The organism is Nocardioides lacusdianchii (genome assembly GCF_020102855.1).
In the GTDB taxonomy this organism is placed as follows: domain Bacteria; phylum Actinomycetota; class Actinomycetes; order Propionibacteriales; family Nocardioidaceae; genus Nocardioides; species Nocardioides lacusdianchii.
On sequence record NZ_JADHZD010000014.1, the window covers coordinates 1 to 16,215 of the forward strand.

Genomic DNA, 16,215 nt, shown 5'->3' on the forward strand with positions numbered 1-16,215 from the left:
CGGCGACGGTCAGACCCTCACGGACCAGCGCCCAGAACTCCACCCGGACCGACATCGGACACACACGGCTGCGACGCACAGGACACCCCTCAGATCAGAGGTGTTGCATCCAGCCCTTGAGCCCAAGAGCTTCTTCATGTGCGTGATGAACCGCGGGCCCTTCACCCCGAAGACGAAGTCCTCGGGCACCTCCGCCGCCCACGCCCGCCAGCTCGAGGGCCGCTGCAGCGAGTAGAAGGACCCGTTGACCTCGACGGTCGTGAGCAGCCCGGCGACGTGGGCGAGCTCGCGACGCTGCGGCAGCCCGGGCGGGTAGAACTGCCCGCGCCAGCCGGCGTAGCGCCAACCGGAGATGCCGATCCTCGCCATGGCGACCTCCTCGCACAGTGTCGGGCTCCGTCGTGGGCGTACCCCGTCGGTCCATCGTCATGCCCGCCGGGCGCGCCCGCGCGGCGGCTCACTAGAATCGACCTCGCCCGCCTCCATCTGTCACCCAGCTGTCACCCAGGAGCACCCCGTGGCCCGAGTCGTCGTCGACGTCATGCCCAAGCCCGAGATCCTCGACCCCCAGGGCAAGGCGGTGCTCGGTGCGCTGCCCCGCCTCGGCTTCGACCTCGTCACCGACGTCCGCCAGGGCAAGCGGTTCGAGCTCCAGGTCGACGGCGAGATCACCGACGCGGTGCTCGCCGAGATCGACAAGGTCGCCGAGACGCTGCTGTCCAACCCGGTGATCGAGGACTACGAGGTCCACGTCGAGGACCACTCCGTGTCCGAGGTGGCCCACGAGGCCGGTCGCGCATGAAGGTCGGCGTCGTCACCTTCCCCGGCTCGCTCGACGACGTCGACGCGCGCCGCGCGGTCTCCATCGGCGGCAACGAGGCGGTCGCGCTGTGGCACGGCGACGAGGACCTCAAGGGCGTGGACGCCGTGGTCCTGCCGGGCGGCTTCTCCTACGGCGACTACCTCCGCTGCGGTGCCATCTCCCGCTTCGCGCCGGTGATGACCTCGGTCATCGAGGCTGCGGGCAAGGGCATGCCGGTGCTCGGCATCTGCAACGGCTTCCAGATCCTCTGCGAGTCCCACCTGCTCCCCGGCGCGCTCATCCGCAACGACCACCGCAAGTTCGTGTGCCGTGACCAGCGTCTGCGCATCGAGCGCGTCGACACCCCGTGGACATCGGCGTACGCCGCCGGCGCCGAGGTCACGATCGTGCTCAAGAACGGCGAGGGCGGCTTCGTGGCCGACGAGCCCACCCTCGACCGGCTCGAGGGCGAGGGCCTCGTCGTGGCGCGCTACCTCGACGACAACCCCAACGGCTCGCTGCGCGACATCGCCGGCATCTCCAACGAGCGCGGCAACGTCGTCGGCCTGATGCCCCACCCCGAGCACGCGGTCGAGGACCTCACGGGTCCCGGCACCGACGGGCTCGGGTTCTTCACCTCGCTCGTCGAGCGCGCTTTCGCATGATCACCCCCCGCCGGCTCTTCCGCACCGCCGCCCTCGCGGAGGCCGTCACCTGGGCGCTCCTCCTGACGGGCATGTTCCTCAAGTACGTCACCGAGACCACCGAGCTCGGCGTGCAGGTCTTCGGCATGGTCCACGGCGTCGTCTTCGTGGCCTACTGCCTGGCCGCCGTGCTCGTCGCGGTCGACCAGAAGTGGTCGCTGGGTCGCCTCGCGCTGGGGCTGGTGGCCGCGGTCCCGCCGTTCGCCACGATCCCCTTCGAGAGGTACGCCGAGCGCACCGGGCTCCTGGGTGAGCACTGGCGCCTGCGGAGCGAGCAGCCGACTGGTCCGGTCGAGCGCATCACGGCGTGGCTGCTGCGCCGTCCGGCCCAGGGCCTGCTCGTCGGGCTGGTGGCCGTCGCCGGCCTCACCGGCGTGGCGCTGGTCCTCGGCCCGCCCGCCTGATCGGCTTCAGCGACCCTGCTGCAGCTTGTTCCAGGTCTGGCGGGTCGCGACGCCCGAGACGGGGATGCGCAGACGGCGCTGGTAGGCCCGCAGGGCAGCCTCGGTCTTCGCATCGACCACGCCGCTGGCCCGGAACCGCCCGGCCCCGGCTGCGTTCAGTGCCCGCTGGAGCCGGTGGACCGACTCGCCGACCGAGCCGCGCTTGACCGTCGTACGGGCACCGGCGGCGAGCAGCGCGGTCCAGTGCCGCTTCTCGAAGGTGTCGGTCGGGGTGAACTTCCGCTTCGCCTGCCAGGCGCGCGCCGCCGCGACCGTCGCTGCGTCGTAGGAGCCGTTGACCGGCCCGGAGTAGGTGCCCTGCTCGGTCAGCAGGCACTGCAGGACCTTGACCCGGGTGCGCTGGGCGGCCGACGGCGTGAGGGTGGGGTACTTCCAGAACCCGAGCCGGGTGCCGGGGCAGCGAGCCTCGGGTGCGGGGACGGAGCCGGCGCCGAGGTCGATGAAGTTGCTGTCGATGTTGATCGTGACGCCGCCCCACGTCTCGTTGTGGCCGCCGAGGTACTGCTTCATCCGGCCGCCGGGACGCCAGCCGTCCTCGGGGATGTAGGTCGTCGAGGTGTTGGCCACGCCGTCCCAGCGCGCGATCCAGATCCGGTCCGGCAACGCGAACTGGCCCGGGCGCTTCGTGCGGGCGTCGTCGAGCATCTTGATGCCCGAGCTGGCGCTGGAGTAGAAGCCGGCGACGTAGCCGAGCGCCTTGATCCGGCTCACCCAGGCGCTGGTGAAGACGAGCGCCGACTCGCGGCAGTGGGTGTTGGTGAGGTCGAAGCCCTCGAGGTCGTACCAGATCGTGCTGCCCGGCCCGATGCCGTACGCCGTCGCGTCGGCGGCGTTCTTGTCGGCCTCGGCCGCGCCTTGCTGGGCCGCCTTGGCGTAGCCGCCGGTGGGGGTGGCACTGATCCTGAAGTCGTCGGCGTAGCGCGGGAAACGCGGCTGGCAGGAGGCCTGGGGGCCCAGGGCGATGGGCAGCAGCCGCCAGCCGCGCGCGACCTGGGTGGCGACCCAGGTGGGGCTGAGGTTGGGCTGCGTGCGGCAGGCGCGCGAGTCGCCGGAGATGTAGATGCCGACGGCGGAGAAGGGGGACTTGCGCCACCACGTGTCCATCGCCTTCTGGGTGGGCGCGACGCACTGGTCGAAGCCGTAGCCGGTGAAGTCCCCGGGCGTGGCCAGCGCGACCTGGCGCTGCGAGGCCAGGCGCGGTGCCGGCGGGTCCGCGGCGACGGCTGGCACGAGGGTCGCCAGCGGTGCGGCGAGGACGAGCGTCGCGGCGGCGAGGAACGTACGGGGCAGGCGACGCATGGGGGCTCCGGCGGGTCGGGCGAGCGTGGTGGCGGAGGCCAGCGAATCACACCAGTCACACCCGTCACAGGCCTTCCCGCGAACTACAGGGGTGTAGTTCGCAGCCCGCGGCTCACGCCTCGCTGGTGGGCACCTCGTCGAAGAGGAAGTTGCCCTTGGCCTCCTCGGCCTCGATCAGCTCCTCGAAGGCCAGCGCGATGTCCTCCTTGTGCTCCTCGAACATCCGCGTCAGGTGGCCCTGGAGCAGCGAACCGTGGGGGGACTCGCCCGAGAAGACCTGCTCCCACGTGTCCTCGCCGTCCTTGATCTTGCCGACGAGCGTGCGCATGTCCTCACCGAGCTCGCCGGACTCGGCCTGCTCCTCGAGGGCCTGCTTCTCCTCGTCGGTGAGCAACGGACGGGAGTTGAGCTCCTCCACCGTCGCCTGCAGGTCGGCGAGACCGGTGGTCAGGTCCTCACGCGCCCCGGCGATGGCGGCCAGGATCTCGGCCTGGCTGCGCAGCTCCTCGCTCATGCCGTGACGGCGACGGGGCGCTGGCCGACGGTGGGCGTGGCGACCGAGCGCGGGTCCCGGGTGACGCTGCCCGGAGCGCCGGTGGCGGTGGGCGCGGTGGCCGTGGAGACGGGCGCCTTGTCACCGTCGAAGAAGTTCTTCACCGTCTCGATGAAGGACTTGACCTGCTTGAGGATGTTGATCAGCTTCATGATCGCCTGGTAGGCCTTCATCACGGCCTGGAAGGCCTGGAAGACCGCCTGCACGACGCGCGCCCAGCCGACGCCCGGGATGCTCATGGTCGCGAGCGCGGCCGAGACGGTCTGCACGGCCGACTTCACGCACTGCACGACGGCCAGCGCGGTCTGCCAGGCGTCGCGGCAGATCTGGACGACGTTCTGGCCCATCTGGACGAGCTGCGCGGCCTGGGTGTCGAGGGAGGCGACCCACGTGCCGATCTGGCCGACCGCAGCGTCGGCCGCGCCGCCCTGCCAGGTCTTGGAGATGGTCTGGCCGCCGCTCTGCAGGTTGGCCGCCACGCCCTTCATCGACGTGCCGAGGCTGCCGAAGGACGAGCCCTGCATCGAGGCGCCGACCACGTCGCCGCCGATCTTCTCGGCGAGCTCGGCGCGGATGTCGAAGCCGGTCAGCATGCGCACCAGGTCGCACACGGTGTCGTAGGGGAAGCCGAAGCTGATCTGCGGCAGGCTCGTCTCGGTCGGCGCCGCGCGCCGGATCGTGGTCTCCGCGACGTCGAAGAAGCTGCTCGACCCGTCACGGGCGTCGACACCGTGCGCGTTGTGACGGCGTACGACCCCGTCCTCGGTGAGCGTGAAGTCGCGGGCCGTGGCGCGCAGGGCCTCGGCGTGGTCGCGCATGCCGGTGCCGTTGTCCTCGAGCGACTGGTTCACCGACGGCAGCAGGGCGTTGTAGGCGCCCATCATCGTCTCCAGGATCGGGCCGAAGTCGGTCTGCACCAGGCTGTGGCCGCCGTTGCGGGCGATCCCGGTGAGGTCGTCGCTCGCGCGCTGGACCTGTGCGGACCAGGCGTCGAGCTCGGACAGGTCGACGGTCATCACGGCGTTCATCGCGGCTCCTGGAGGCGTTCCCGGGGGTGGGTTCCGTGCTGGCCTGCTTCCCCGAACGCGCCGCTGCGAAACCGCGTCCACAGAATTGTTTACCCACAGACGCCGGGACGACGTGTTTGGCCCACCGGGTCGCGGGTATCCCGCTGGGGTGAGCGGAAGCGGCAAGCGGTCCCTGATGCAGGTCGAGCCGACCAGGCTGGTCGAGCTCGCCGCCACGTCCGAGAGCGTCCTGAGGTCGATGGCCCAGGACTGGAGCACCGCGCTGCCGGACCTCGCCGCCGCGTGCGAGGGGCTGGGCGACGCAGCCGGCGCGCTCGCGGTCTCCACGTCGTACGCCGACTCGCTGGCCGACGCGGGCGAGGTCGTGGCCGCGCTGGTCCAGACCCTGGGCCTGGGCGTCGCCGGTCTGGTCGACGCGGCCCAGGACGCGGTCCGGGCCGACGACGCCGTCGCGGCCGAGCTCGAGCGTGCGGCCCACCACGTCGCGCTCGACGGCTTCGACGGCGGACCCCGCGGACCGAGGGGGAGCTGACGTGCCCGCCCACCCCTGGCAGCTGCGTGCGGACGTGCGCCCACTCGACGAGGCGGCCGAGATGTGGACCCGGATCGCCGAGCGGATGGCGCGCCACGGCGACGAGCTCGTGGAGGCGGCCCGGCGTGCGACGGAGGGATGGGACGCGGCGGCCGCGGAGAGCTATGACCAGCACCGCCGCCAGGTCCTGGTCAACCTCGACCGGTTCACCGCGCTGGCCGGGCAGGTCTCGCTGTCGCTGCGCACGATCAGCTCGATCGTCACCTCCTCGCAGAAGGAGCTCGACCAGGCCTGGACGACGGTCGCGGTCATTCCCCACGAGGTCGTGGGCGAGTCGCGCCACCTCGTCTTCCACCCCTCGGAGGACGACGACCGCGGCAAGGTCGACCGCGGCCAGCTGCAGGCCGAGGAGATCCGTGGCCGCCTGACGCTGTCGCTGGACCAGGAGAGCGCCCGGCTGCGGGCCGCACGCGCCGAGCTCGTCGACGTACGCTCCCGGCTCACCGAGCTCGCCGGCGGCGACTTCCCCGGAGGCTGGGGCGGCGACGGCCAGGAGTTCGGGGTCGGCACGATGGTGGTGCCGTCGACCTCGGTCCCCGGATCTGCCCAGACAGGCGTGGGAGCCCTGCCCCCGATCGCGTCGGTCTCCGTGTCCGTGCCCGACCTCACCGGCCTCGCGTCCACCGGTCTCGCGCCGGTCGCGGGGGCCGCCGGTGCGCTTCTCGGCCGGCGCGGGGCGGGCCGGCGTTCCGCGAGCAGCGGCACGCCGATGATCGGCGGGATGGCGGCGGGCGCGATGGGGGCCCGGGCCGGCGGCGCGTCGCGCCAGGTGACGGGCGGTCGAGCCGGTTCGCGCCGGCTGGCGACGCCGCGCCTGGACGGTCCCGACGACGGCGCCTCGCGCGGATCGGGCTCGGCCGCAGCGGGCGCCCACGCAGCCAGGGGCGCCAGGGCCGTCCCCCGGGTCGGCGATCCGGCGGACCGCGGCGCGTCCCGTCAGGACGTTGAGAGGGATGCGGAGAAGGAGGCCAAGCGCGCGCTGCTCGAGGAGAAGCGGGCCGAGCGGGCCGCCCGGAAGGCGCAGCGCGAGGCCGAGCGGGGCGGCGAGCGGGATGCCGGGCGCGACCCCGGCGCCACTGACGAGAGGGACGTCGACGTCGAGCTCGAGGGCGACCTCGACGTCCCCGACGAGGACGACGCCGAGCGCCCCGCAGCGATCACGGTCGTCCACTATGCGCCCGGCGAGGAGCCCGGGGAGCCGCGGCGGTAGATTGGGGGTCGTGCCCGAGACGAGCGTCCACCGGTCCGCATCCACCACCTCCGGCGCCTCCGGCACCCTCGACACGGTCGCCATCGCCGCGGCCGACGCCGAGCGGGACCAGCCGTGGGCCGAGCTGGGCCTGAAGGCCGACGAGTACGCCCGGATCCGCGAGATCCTCGGACGCCGGCCGACGAGCTCGGAGCTCGCGATGTACAGCGTCATGTGGAGCGAGCACTGCTCCTACAAGTCCACCAAGGTGCACCTCAAGCAGTTCGGCGAGATCCCGCAGACGACGCCGGTCGGCAAGATGCTCGCCGGCATAGGTGAGAACGCCGGTGTGCTCGACATCGGTCAGGGCTACGCCGTGACGTTCAAGGTCGAGAGCCACAACCACCCGTCGTTCGTGGAGCCCTACCAGGGGGCGGCCACCGGGGTGGGCGGCATCGTCCGCGACATCCTCGCCATGGGCGCGCGTCCGGTCGCCGTGATGGACCCGCTGCGCTTCGGCCCGCTCGACGCTCCCGACACCGCCCGCGTGCTGCCGGGGATCGTGGCCGGCGTCGGCGGCTACGGCAACTGCCTCGGCCTGCCCAACATCGGCGGCGAGGCCGTCTTCGACGAGACCTACGCCGGCAACCCGCTGGTCAACGCGCTCTGCGTCGGCGTGCTCCGCCACGAGGACCTCCACCTCGCCAACGCCTCCGGCACCGGCAACCAGGTCGTGCTCTACGGCGCCCGCACCGGCGGCGACGGCATCGGCGGCGTCTCGGTGCTGGCCAGCGAGACCTTTGACGAGGGCGGTCCGGCCAAGCGGCCGAGCGTCCAGGTCGGGGACCCCTTCATGGAGAAGCTGCTCATCGAGTGCACCCTCGAGCTCTTCGCCGCCGGCGTCATCGCCGGCATCCAGGACCTCGGCGGCGCCGGGCTGTCCTGTGCCACCTCCGAGCTGGCCTCGGCCGGTGACGGCGGCATGCACGTCGAGCTCGACCGGGTGCCGCTGCGCGACTCGACGCTGGCTCCCGAGGAGATCCTCATGAGCGAGTCGCAGGAGCGGATGATGGCGGTCGTCGAGCCCGGCGACGTCGAGGCCTTCATGACGATCTGCGAGAAGTGGGACGTCGAGGCCGTCGTGGTCGGCGAGGTCACCGACACCGGCCGGCTCCACATCGACTGGCACGGCGAGCGCGTGGTCGACGTACCCCCGCGGTCGGTGGCGCACGACGGCCCGACCTACCACCGTCCCTTCGCCCGCCCCGCCTGGCAGGACGCGCTCCAGGCCGACGGCGCCGAGGCGCTCGCCCGCCCGTCGTCCGGCGACGAGCTGCGCGACACCCTGCTGCGGCTCGTGGCGTCGCCGAACCTCGCCGACAAGTCCTGGATCACCGACCAGTACGACCGCTACGTCCAGGGCAACACGGTGCTGGCGCAGCCGGCGGACTCCGGCATGGTGCGCGTCGACGCCGGGACCAACCTCGGCGTCTCGGTCTCCACCGACTGCAACGGCCGCTTCGCCAAGCTCGACCCCTACACCGGTGCCCAGCTCGCGCTGGCCGAGTCGTTCCGCAACGTCGCCACCGGCGGCGCGCGTCCCCTCGCGGTCTCGGACTGCCTCAACTTCGGCTCGCCCGAGGACCCCGACGTGATGTGGCAGTTCGCCGAGGCCTGCCGCGGTCTCAAGGACGCCTGCCTCGAGCTCGGCATCCCGGTCACCGGCGGCAACGTCAGCCTCTACAACCAGACCGGCGAGACCGCGATCCTCCCGACCCCGGTGGTCGCGGTGCTCGGTGTCATCGAGGACGTCACGCGTCGTACGCCGACCGGCTTCGCCGCCGCGGGCGAGCAGGTGCTCCTCCTCGGCGAGACCCGTGAGGAGCTCTCCGGCTCGGAGTGGGCCCACGTCGTGCACGGCCACCTCGGCGGCCTCCCGCCCCGGCTCGACCTCGCCGCAGAGCAGGCGCTCGCGTCGCTCCTGCAGGACGCCTCGCGCGACGGTGTCCTCACCAGCGCCCACGACCTCTCCGACGGCGGCCTGGCGCAGGCGCTGGCGGAGTCGACCTTCGGTCGGGGGATCGGCGTCTCGGTGTCGCTGGCCGGCGTCTCCGACGACCCCTTCGTCGCTCTCTTCTCCGAGTCCACCGCCCGCGTGCTGGTGACGGTGACCGACGAGCAGGCCGACGCGCTGGCCGCGCTCGCCGAGCGCCACGGCGTACCCGTCGCATCCCTCGGCCGCACCGGCGGCGACACGATCTCGGTCGAGGGCGTCTTCGACGTCCCGGTCGCCGAGGTCAAGGCTGCCTGGCAGGCGACGCTGCCTGCGGTGCTCGGGGACTGAGCTCTCCCCTTCGTTGCGTTCCCCGGGTACCCGGGGAAACTGGAGCCTCCACCCCGAAGTTTCGGGGTGGAGGCTCCAGTTCGGGACCGGAAGCTCGCGCTCAGCTCGAGCGCCGCATCGCCCGTACGCCGACCAGCAGCCCGAGTGCCGCCACGACCGCGGCCCCGGCGACACCCTGGGCGACGACGTCCGCCGGCCAGGTGCCCGCGAAGAGGGCGCGGGTCGCGTCGACGACGTACGTCATCGGGTTGAGCATCGACACGATCTCCAGCCAGCGCGGCGCACCCTCGACCGGGAGCAGGACGCCGGCGGTGAGCAGCGTCGGGAAGAGCAGCGTTTGCTGGATCGTCCAGAACATCCAGTCCTCGCCCTTCGACGCGAGCGCCAGGGCGAACGACAGCGCGCCGACCCCGATGCTGAAGAGCGAGAGCAGCGCGGCGCCCGCCAGCACGCCGCCGAGGTGCAGGTCGAAGCTGAAGGGCGTCACGACGGCCACGATGATCGCGACCTGCATCAGCATCGGCACGACCTCCTTGAGCGCCCGCCCGACGAGCAGGGCCGGGCGGCCGAGCGGGGAGACGAGCTGACGCTCGTGCGAGCCGGACTGCATCTCCTCCATCAGGTTGGAGCCGGTGAAGGAGGCGCCCATCAGTGCGGTCATCGCCACGATGCCGGGCACGAACCACTGCAACGCGGACCCGCTGCCGGCCATCTCGGGCAGGAGGGGGGCGAAGAGGCCGAGGAAGACCAGCGGCTGGATCATCGCGAAGACGACGGCGAGCGGCTCGCGCCAGACCGGCTTGAGCTCGCGGTTCATCACGTTGACGGTGTCACTCACGAAGGTGCTCATGCTGCGACCTCGCTCTCGAGGGGGGTGGTGTCGGACGGGGTGGACTGGGCCTCGCGCAGGCTGCGGCCGGTGAGGTCGAGGAAGACGTCGTCGAGGGTCGGGCGCGCGACCTCGACCCGTGTGGGGCGTACGCCGTCCGCGCCGAGGTCCGCCAGCAGCTCACCGACCATCGCGGAGCCGTCCCTCACCCGGAGGTCCACCGAGAGATCGTCGACCTCGACGCGGGAGTCCGGCACCCGCTCGAGGCGGGAGGCGGCCCGGGCGGCGTCCGCCGGCGAGGAGAACCCGACCCGCACGAGATCGCCGAGCCCGCTCTTGAGGCGGGCCGCGGAGTCGTCGGCGATGACGCGGCCGTGGTCGACCACGATCACGCGACCGGCGAGGGCGTCGGCCTCCTCGAGGTAGTGGGTGGTCAGCACGACGGTGCTCCCGGTCTCGGCGTGCAGCCGCTGGACGAGGTGCTGGAGGTTGGCCCGGTTCTGCGGGTCGAGCCCGGTCGACGGCTCGTCGAGGAACAGCACCCGCGGAAGGTGCACGAGCCCCATCGCGATGTCGAGGCGCCGTCTCTGGCCGCCGGAGAGCGAGGAGACCTTGCGGTCGGCGACCGCCGCGAGGTCGAGGTCGGTGACGAGCTCCTCGGCCCGCCGGTGCGCGTCGGCGCGGGAGAGCCCGTGGGCGCGGCCCTGGCTGACGAGCTCGTCGCGCCCGAGCTGGCGCTGGCCGGCGCCGTTGCCCTGGCCGACGAAGCCGATGGCACGGCGTACGTCGCGCTGGCCGGTGACCACGTCGTGCCCGGCGACGCTCGCCGAGCCGGAGGTGGGCGGGATGAGGGTGGTGAGCATGCGGAGCGTGGTGGACTTCCCGGCCCCGTTGGGCCCGAGGAAGGCGACCAGCTCGCCCTGCCCGATCTCGAGGTCGAGGTCGGTGACGGCCTCGACGGTCTGCTTGCGCGAGGTGAAGTGGCGGGTGAGGCCACGGGTCACGATCGCCGGTCCGGTGTGGTTGTGATGGGTCATGCGGACGACGCTAGGGAGCCATGCGGTCAGTTCCTGTCCGCATGAAGACCTATCTTGGACGGCATGAGCACGAGTGCGCGGATGCTGCGGCTGCTGTCCCTGCTCCAGACCCACCGCTACTGGCCCGGTCCGGAGCTCTCCGAGCGGCTCGAGGTCAGCCCGCGGACGCTGCGCCGCGACGTCGACCGCCTGCGCGAGCTGGGCTACACCGTCGACGCGGTGCGCGGCTCCGCCGGTGGCTACCAGCTCCGCGCCGGCGGCTCGCTGCCCCCGCTCCTGCTCGAGGACGAGGAGGCGGTCGCCATCGCCGTCGGGCTGCGTACGGCGGCGGCCGGCGCGGTCGCCGGCATGGACGGCTGGTCGGTCCAGGCGCTCTCCAAGGTCCTCTCCCTCATGCCGCCGCGGCTGCGCCGGCAGATGGACGCGGTCGCCTCGCAGACCGAGGCGCCGGCGCCGTGGGAGGGCGCACCGGTCTTCGACGCCGCCGTGCTCACCACGCTGGCGCAGGCCTGCCGCGACAGCGAGCTGCTCCGCTTCGACTACGCCGCACGCGAGGCCGAGGTGACCCACCGCCGGGTCGAGCCGCTGCGGCTGGTCTCGCTCGGGCGGCGGTGGTACCTCGTGGCGTACGACCGCGACCGCGCGGACTGGCGCAGCTTCCGCCTCGACCGCATCTCCGCGCCGGACCCCACCGGCCAGCGGTTCCGCCCGCGCGACCTCCCCGCCGCAGACGCCCTCGCCTTCGTGCAGCAGGGCATCCGTCGGATGCCGCAGCGCCACGCCGTACGCGTGCGGCTGGCGATGGGCGCCGACGACCTCGCCGCGTCGGTGGGTCGCTGGGGGACCGTGATCCCCGACGGTGACGGCTGCGTCCTGGAGATGAACGTCGACGACCTCGACTGGCCGGTCATGGTGCTGGCCGCGTCCGGCGCCGACTTCACCGTCGAGTCCCCGCCCGAGCTGGCGGAGCGGGTGGCCGAGGTGGGCGTGCGGTTCTCGCGGGTGGGCGCGGTCCCCGCGTGAGGCCGCCGACCCAGCCGCTCGCCGCTCGGCTCCGAACCCCTCCCATGCGCCGTCGTACGCTGCTCGCCCTGCCCGCACTCGGGCTGGTCCCGTCCGCGCTGCTGAGCGCCTGCTCCGAGGAGTTCTCCGTGTCCGACACCGCCCCCGGTCCGACCTCGGCGCCGGAGGGGGCCGAGCTGATCACCTACGGCGACGACCCGTCCCAGGTCGTCGAGCTGCACCGCCCCGACGGGGCTTCCCGCGGCGTGGTCGTGGTGATCCACGGCGGGTTCTGGAAGTCGGCGTACGACCTCACGCTCGGCCAGCCGCTGGCCCGCTCGCTCGCGGCCGAGGGCTGGACCGCCTGGAACATCGAGTACCGCCGCGTCGGCAACGGTGGCGGCACCCCGCAGACCTTCGACGACGTCGCGGCCGCGATCGACGCCCTCGCCGACGTGGAGGACCTCGACACCTCGACCGTCGTCACCCTCGGCCACTCCGCCGGCGGTCACCTGGCCGTGTGGGCGGCGGGTCGCGAGGCGCCCCGCGTCGCGGTCACCCACGCCATCTCCCAGGCCGGCGTCCTCGACCTCGTCATGTCCGAGCGGATGGGTCTCGGGGGTGGTGCCGCCGCCTCGTTGCTCGGCCACGAGCCCGGCCCCGACGACGCCCAGTGGGACCCCCAGCAGCAGATCCCGCTCGACGTGCCGGTGTGGTGCGTGCACGGCATCGACGACGCGATCGTCCCGCTCGGTCAGTCCGAGGGCTACGTCGTCGACGCGCAGGCGGCGGGCGCGCAGGCCGAGATCGTGCGGGTGGAGGGCGACCACTTCGTCGTCATCGACCCCGAGAGCCAGGCGTGGACCGCAACGCTGGAGATCCTCGACTCGATCGCCTGAGCCGGTCGTGGCCACCGGGGGCTAGCCTCGCCCCGTGCCCGCTCGCCTCAGGAAGCTCACTCCCCCCGACCTCGCGACCGCCCACGCGCAGGGCGACACGAAGGCGCTGGTCAAGCACTACCTCGCGGTCCTCGAGCAGCGCGCGCCCGGCCGGTCGGTCGAGGTCCGCGTGCCTCCCTTCGCCGCCGTCCAGGTCGTCGAGGGGGTCCGGCACACCCGCGGCACCCCGCCGGCGGTGATCGAGACTGACGCCGACACCTGGCTGGCCCTCGCCACCGGGCGTACGACGTGGCACGAGGCGGTCGACGCCGGCACCGTCCGCGCGAGCGGGGAGCGCACCGACCTGTCGGCCTACCTCCCGCTGGGGGCCCCGTGAGGGCCGCCGTCGCGACCGAGGAGCTGGCCCGCGCGGTCGGCCCCGTCGACGGCGTGGAGGTCGTGGTCTGGAACGGCGACGGCCCGCCGCCCGACGGCGAGGTCGAGCTCTGGGTGCCGCACTACGCCACCCGCGCCGACGTCATCGACCGCGGCCACGAGCTGCGCGGCCTGCGTGTGGTGCAGCTCCAGAGTGCAGGGTACGACGGCGTGGCGGAGCGGCTGCCGGACGGCATCACGTTGTGCAACGCCACCGGCGTGCACGACGACGCGACGGCCGAGCACGCGATCGGCCTCGTGCTGGCCAGCCTGCGCGGCATCCCCGAGGCGGTGCGCGGCCACGGACACTGGCAGCCGATGCCCGGACGCCGCTCGCTGGCCGACGCGCGCGTGCTCGTCCTCGGCTACGGCTCGATCGGCCGTGCGCTGGCCGAGCGGCTCCTGCCGATGCGGACCACGGTCACCGCCGTCGCCTCGCGCAGGCGCGACGACGACCTGGTCGGCCGGGTGCGCGGGATCGACGACCTGCCCGAGCTGCTGCCGGAGCAGGACGTGGTGGTCGTGCTCGTCCCGCTGAGCGAGGCGACGCGCGGGCTCCTCGACGACGACGCCCTCGCGCTGCTCCCGGACGGCGCCCTGGTCGTCAACGTCGCCCGCGGACCCGTCCTCGACACGGAGGCGGTGCTGCGCCACGCCGGGCGGCTGCGCTTCGCCCTCGACGTCACCGACCCGGAGCCGCTGCCCGACGGGCACCCGCTGTGGTCCGCGCCGGAGGTGCTCATCACCCCGCACGTCGCGGGAGGTACGACGGCGATGCTGCCGCGCATGGCAGCGCTCGTCCGCGCCCAGCTCGAGCGGATGGTGGCCGCTGGTGCGCTGGTCAACGTCGTGAGCCACTAGCCTCCGCACCATGCACGTGAGCTCCCTCGGATTCCGCACCGACCTCGCCCTGCTGACCGCCTCCGGCAGCATCGTGGAGGACCGCGGCACGCACCTCGTCGTCCGCTCGCCCGACAACCCGTCCTACTTCTGGGGCAACTTCATCCTGCTCGCGCAGCCGCCCGTCCCCGGCGGCGAGCGCGAGGTGGTCGGCGCCTTCCACACCGAGTTCCCGCTGGCCGACCACGTCAGCATCGGCATCGACACCGCCGACCTCACCGACGACGCCCGGGCGGCCTTCGAGGCCGCCGGCATGAGCGTGGACGTCGACACCGTGCTGACAGCGTCCGCACTGGTGGCGCCTCGCGAGGTCGAGGCCGAGGTCCGCGCCCTCGACGGCGACGACGACTGGGAGGCGCGCGCCCGGCTCAGCCAGCAGCTCTACCCGCAGACGTCCGAGGAGGCCTTCATGACCTTCGCGCGGCAGAAGAACGTCCAGGAGCGCCGCCTCGTCGACGCCGGTCGCGGGCAGCGCTTCGGCGCCTTCGTCGACGGCACGCTGGTGTCCACCGCGGGTGCCTTCGTCACCGAGGACGGCGTGGCCCGCTTCCAGAGCGTCGAGACCCACCCCGACCACCGTCGCAAGGGTCTGGCCGCGGCCGTCGTCCACGCCGCCGGGCAGCACGCGCTCGACCGGCTCGGCGTACGCACCCTCGTGATCGTCGCCGACACCGACGGCGAGGCCATCGGGATCTATCGCCGCCTGGGCTTCGCCGACGCGGGGCGTCAGCTCGGGATGGAGAGGCGCAGCGGCGAGTGGGCGAGTCTCGACGGCTGAGACACGCGTCCTAGGGTGTCGGTATGACTGACATCACCGCTCGCCTCGCCGAGGTCATGCCCGGCATCCGCCGCGACCTCGAGGACCTGGTCCGCATCGAGTCGGTCTCCGCCGACCCGGCCCGCGCCGGCGAGGTCGAGCGCAGCGCCGAGGCCACCCGTGACCTGTTCGCCGCCGAGGGCTTCGAGACCGAGATCGTCCGCGCGTACGACGACGCCCCGCCGGCCGTGATCGCGAAGAAGGCCGGCCCCGAGGGTGCGCCGACCGTGCTGCTCTACGCCCACCACGACGTGCAGCCCGAGAACGACCACGCCGACTGGGACTCCCCGCCGTGGGAGCCCACCGAGCGGGGCGACCGCCTCTACGGGCGCGGTGCCGCGGACGACAAGGCCGGCATCGCCGCCCACCTCGGCGCGGTCCGGATCTTCGGCGACGACCTGCCGGTCAACCTGGTGATGTTCATCGAGGGCGAGGAGGAGGTCGGCTCCGACACCCTCGTCGAGCTGCTCGAGACCTACAAGGACCGCCTCGAGGCCGACGTCATCGTCATCGCCGACTCGGGCAACTGGGACATCGGCGAGCCCGCCCTCACCACCAGCCTGCGCGGGCTGGTGCGCATGGACGTCGAGGTCCGCACGCTGACCCACGCCGTGCACAGCGGCATGTGGGGCGGGCTGGTGCCCGACTCGATCATGACCCTGAGCCGGGTCATCGCCAGCCTCAACGACGACGCCGGCAACGTCGCCGTCGCGGGCCTGCACTCGGGCCCCGCCGCCGACGTCGACTACCCCGAGGCCCGCCTGCGCGCGGAGTCCGGCGCGGCCGAGGGCATCGAGTGGATCGGCTCGGGCTCGGTCGTCGAGCGGCTGTGGACCAAGCCGTCCATCAGCATCACCGGCCTCGACGCCCCGAAGGTCGAGGGCGCCTCCAACACGCTCGTCCCGGCTGCGCGCTGCCGCATCAGCATGCGCATCGCGCCCGGCGACACCACCGCCAACGCGGTGCAGTGCCTGCAGGCGCACCTCGAGAAGCACACGCCGTGGGGTGCGACCCTCACCACGACGGTCGTCGACACCGGCGAGGCGACGCAGATCGACGCCAGCGGTCCGGCGTACGACGCCGCGCGCGCCGCGTTCGCCGAGGCGTGGGACGGCACCGCACCGGTCGACATGGGCGTCGGCGGCTCGATCCCCTTCATCGCCGAGTTCCTCGAGGCCTTCCCGCAGGCCAGCGTGCTGGTCACCGGCGTGGAGGACCCCGACACCCGCGCCCACGGCGCCAACGAGGGCCTGCACCTCGCCGAGTTCGAGAAGGTCGTCAAGGCCGAGGCGCTGCTCCTGCGCAACCTCGGCGAGCTCGCACGCTGACCGCCCACCCGAAG

The 16,215-nt window shown here is 73.0% G+C and carries 18 protein-coding genes; 12 read left to right on the forward strand and 6 right to left on the reverse strand.

The window, feature by feature from the left end:
* Nucleotides 1-9: 9 nt before the first annotated feature.
* Nucleotides 10-369, reverse strand: coding sequence for a DUF72 domain-containing protein (locus IRX98_RS17320; protein WP_224278868.1), 360 nt, complete (start codon nucleotides 367-369; stop codon nucleotides 10-12).
* Between the two features lie 148 nt (nucleotides 370-517).
* On the opposite strand from IRX98_RS17320, the gene purS reads away from it, so the two are divergent.
* Genes purS through IRX98_RS17335 form a run of 3 tightly spaced genes read left to right on the forward strand, consistent with a single transcriptional unit; the run spans nucleotide 518 to nucleotide 1,910 of the window.
* On the forward strand, nucleotides 518-802 hold the full coding sequence (purS, locus tag IRX98_RS17325; protein ID WP_207082949.1) for a phosphoribosylformylglycinamidine synthase subunit PurS: 285 nt from the start codon (nucleotides 518-520) through the stop codon (nucleotides 800-802).
* Nucleotides 799-1,467 carry a phosphoribosylformylglycinamidine synthase subunit PurQ gene (purQ, locus tag IRX98_RS17330; RefSeq protein WP_224278870.1) on the forward strand — a complete coding sequence of 223 codons (669 nt, stop codon included), beginning with the start codon at nucleotides 799-801 and terminating at the stop codon, nucleotides 1,465-1,467. The genes purS and purQ overlap by 4 nt, the downstream gene beginning before the upstream one ends.
* On the forward strand, nucleotides 1,464-1,910 hold the full coding sequence (locus tag IRX98_RS17335; RefSeq protein ID WP_224278872.1) for a DUF3817 domain-containing protein: 447 nt from the start codon (nucleotides 1,464-1,466) through the stop codon (nucleotides 1,908-1,910). Before purQ ends, IRX98_RS17335 begins: the two co-directional genes overlap by 4 nt.
* 6 nt (nucleotides 1,911-1,916) lie before the next feature.
* Here the strand turns inward: IRX98_RS17335 and IRX98_RS17340 are convergent, their stop codons facing one another.
* The 3 genes from IRX98_RS17340 to IRX98_RS17350 form a co-directional block, all read right to left on the reverse strand.
* A complete protein-coding gene (locus IRX98_RS17340; RefSeq protein ID WP_224278874.1) occupies nucleotides 1,917-3,269 on the reverse strand; it encodes a glycoside hydrolase domain-containing protein in 1,353 nt (450 codons plus the stop codon).
* Nucleotides 3,270-3,381: 112 nt separating this feature from the next.
* Entirely contained in the window at nucleotides 3,382-3,783 is a 402-nt protein-coding gene (locus IRX98_RS17345) for a hypothetical protein (protein WP_224278876.1), read from the reverse strand.
* Nucleotides 3,780-4,850, reverse strand: coding sequence for a type VII secretion target (locus IRX98_RS17350; protein WP_224278879.1), 1,071 nt, complete (start codon nucleotides 4,848-4,850; stop codon nucleotides 3,780-3,782). Before IRX98_RS17350 ends, IRX98_RS17345 begins: the two co-directional genes overlap by 4 nt.
* A gap of 148 nt (nucleotides 4,851-4,998) precedes the next feature.
* Between IRX98_RS17350 and IRX98_RS17355 the strand changes: the two genes are divergently transcribed.
* From IRX98_RS17355 to purL, 3 genes are read left to right on the forward strand one after another with little or no spacing between them, the layout of a single operon-like run.
* Entirely contained in the window at nucleotides 4,999-5,382 is a 384-nt protein-coding gene (locus IRX98_RS17355; protein WP_224278882.1) for a hypothetical protein, read from the forward strand.
* Nucleotide 5,383: 1 nt separating this feature from the next.
* Nucleotides 5,384-6,652, forward strand: coding sequence for a hypothetical protein (locus IRX98_RS17360; protein WP_224278884.1), 1,269 nt, complete (start codon nucleotides 5,384-5,386; stop codon nucleotides 6,650-6,652).
* Between the two features lie 10 nt (nucleotides 6,653-6,662).
* Nucleotides 6,663-8,975 (forward strand): phosphoribosylformylglycinamidine synthase subunit PurL, encoded by a 2,313-nt coding sequence (purL, locus tag IRX98_RS17365; protein ID WP_224278886.1) that lies wholly within the window; start codon nucleotides 6,663-6,665, stop codon nucleotides 8,973-8,975.
* 100 nt (nucleotides 8,976-9,075) lie between these two features.
* Here the strand turns inward: purL and IRX98_RS17370 are convergent, their stop codons facing one another.
* Complete coding sequence (locus IRX98_RS17370; protein ID WP_224278889.1) at nucleotides 9,076-9,825, reverse strand: ABC transporter permease; 750 nt, start codon at nucleotides 9,823-9,825, stop codon at nucleotides 9,076-9,078.
* Nucleotides 9,822-10,841, reverse strand: coding sequence for an ATP-binding cassette domain-containing protein (locus IRX98_RS17375; RefSeq protein ID WP_224278892.1), 1,020 nt, complete (start codon nucleotides 10,839-10,841; stop codon nucleotides 9,822-9,824). The genes IRX98_RS17370 and IRX98_RS17375 overlap by 4 nt, the downstream gene beginning before the upstream one ends.
* A gap of 63 nt (nucleotides 10,842-10,904) precedes the next feature.
* Between IRX98_RS17375 and IRX98_RS17380 the strand changes: the two genes are divergently transcribed.
* Genes IRX98_RS17380 through IRX98_RS17405 form a run of 6 tightly spaced genes read left to right on the forward strand, consistent with a single transcriptional unit; the run spans nucleotide 10,905 to nucleotide 16,201 of the window.
* Nucleotides 10,905-11,864, forward strand: coding sequence for a helix-turn-helix transcriptional regulator (locus IRX98_RS17380; protein WP_224278894.1), 960 nt, complete (start codon nucleotides 10,905-10,907; stop codon nucleotides 11,862-11,864).
* Between the two features lie 44 nt (nucleotides 11,865-11,908).
* The gene (locus IRX98_RS17385; RefSeq protein ID WP_224278896.1) at nucleotides 11,909-12,742 is read left to right on the forward strand and encodes an alpha/beta hydrolase family protein; all 834 of its coding nucleotides are present in this window, start codon (nucleotides 11,909-11,911) and stop codon (nucleotides 12,740-12,742) included.
* A 34-nt stretch (nucleotides 12,743-12,776) separates the two neighbouring features.
* On the forward strand, nucleotides 12,777-13,118 hold the full coding sequence (locus tag IRX98_RS17390; protein WP_224278899.1) for a sterol carrier family protein: 342 nt from the start codon (nucleotides 12,777-12,779) through the stop codon (nucleotides 13,116-13,118).
* Nucleotides 13,115-14,017, forward strand: coding sequence for a 2-hydroxyacid dehydrogenase (locus tag IRX98_RS17395; protein WP_224278901.1), 903 nt, complete (start codon nucleotides 13,115-13,117; stop codon nucleotides 14,015-14,017). Before IRX98_RS17390 ends, IRX98_RS17395 begins: the two co-directional genes overlap by 4 nt.
* A 10-nt stretch (nucleotides 14,018-14,027) precedes the next feature.
* Nucleotides 14,028-14,834, forward strand: a complete 807-nt coding sequence (locus IRX98_RS17400; RefSeq protein WP_224278903.1) for a GNAT family N-acetyltransferase — start codon at nucleotides 14,028-14,030, stop codon at nucleotides 14,832-14,834.
* A 23-nt stretch (nucleotides 14,835-14,857) separates the two neighbouring features.
* Nucleotides 14,858-16,201, forward strand: a complete 1,344-nt coding sequence (locus IRX98_RS17405) for a dipeptidase (protein WP_224278905.1) — start codon at nucleotides 14,858-14,860, stop codon at nucleotides 16,199-16,201.
* Nucleotides 16,202-16,215 lie beyond the last annotated feature (14 nt).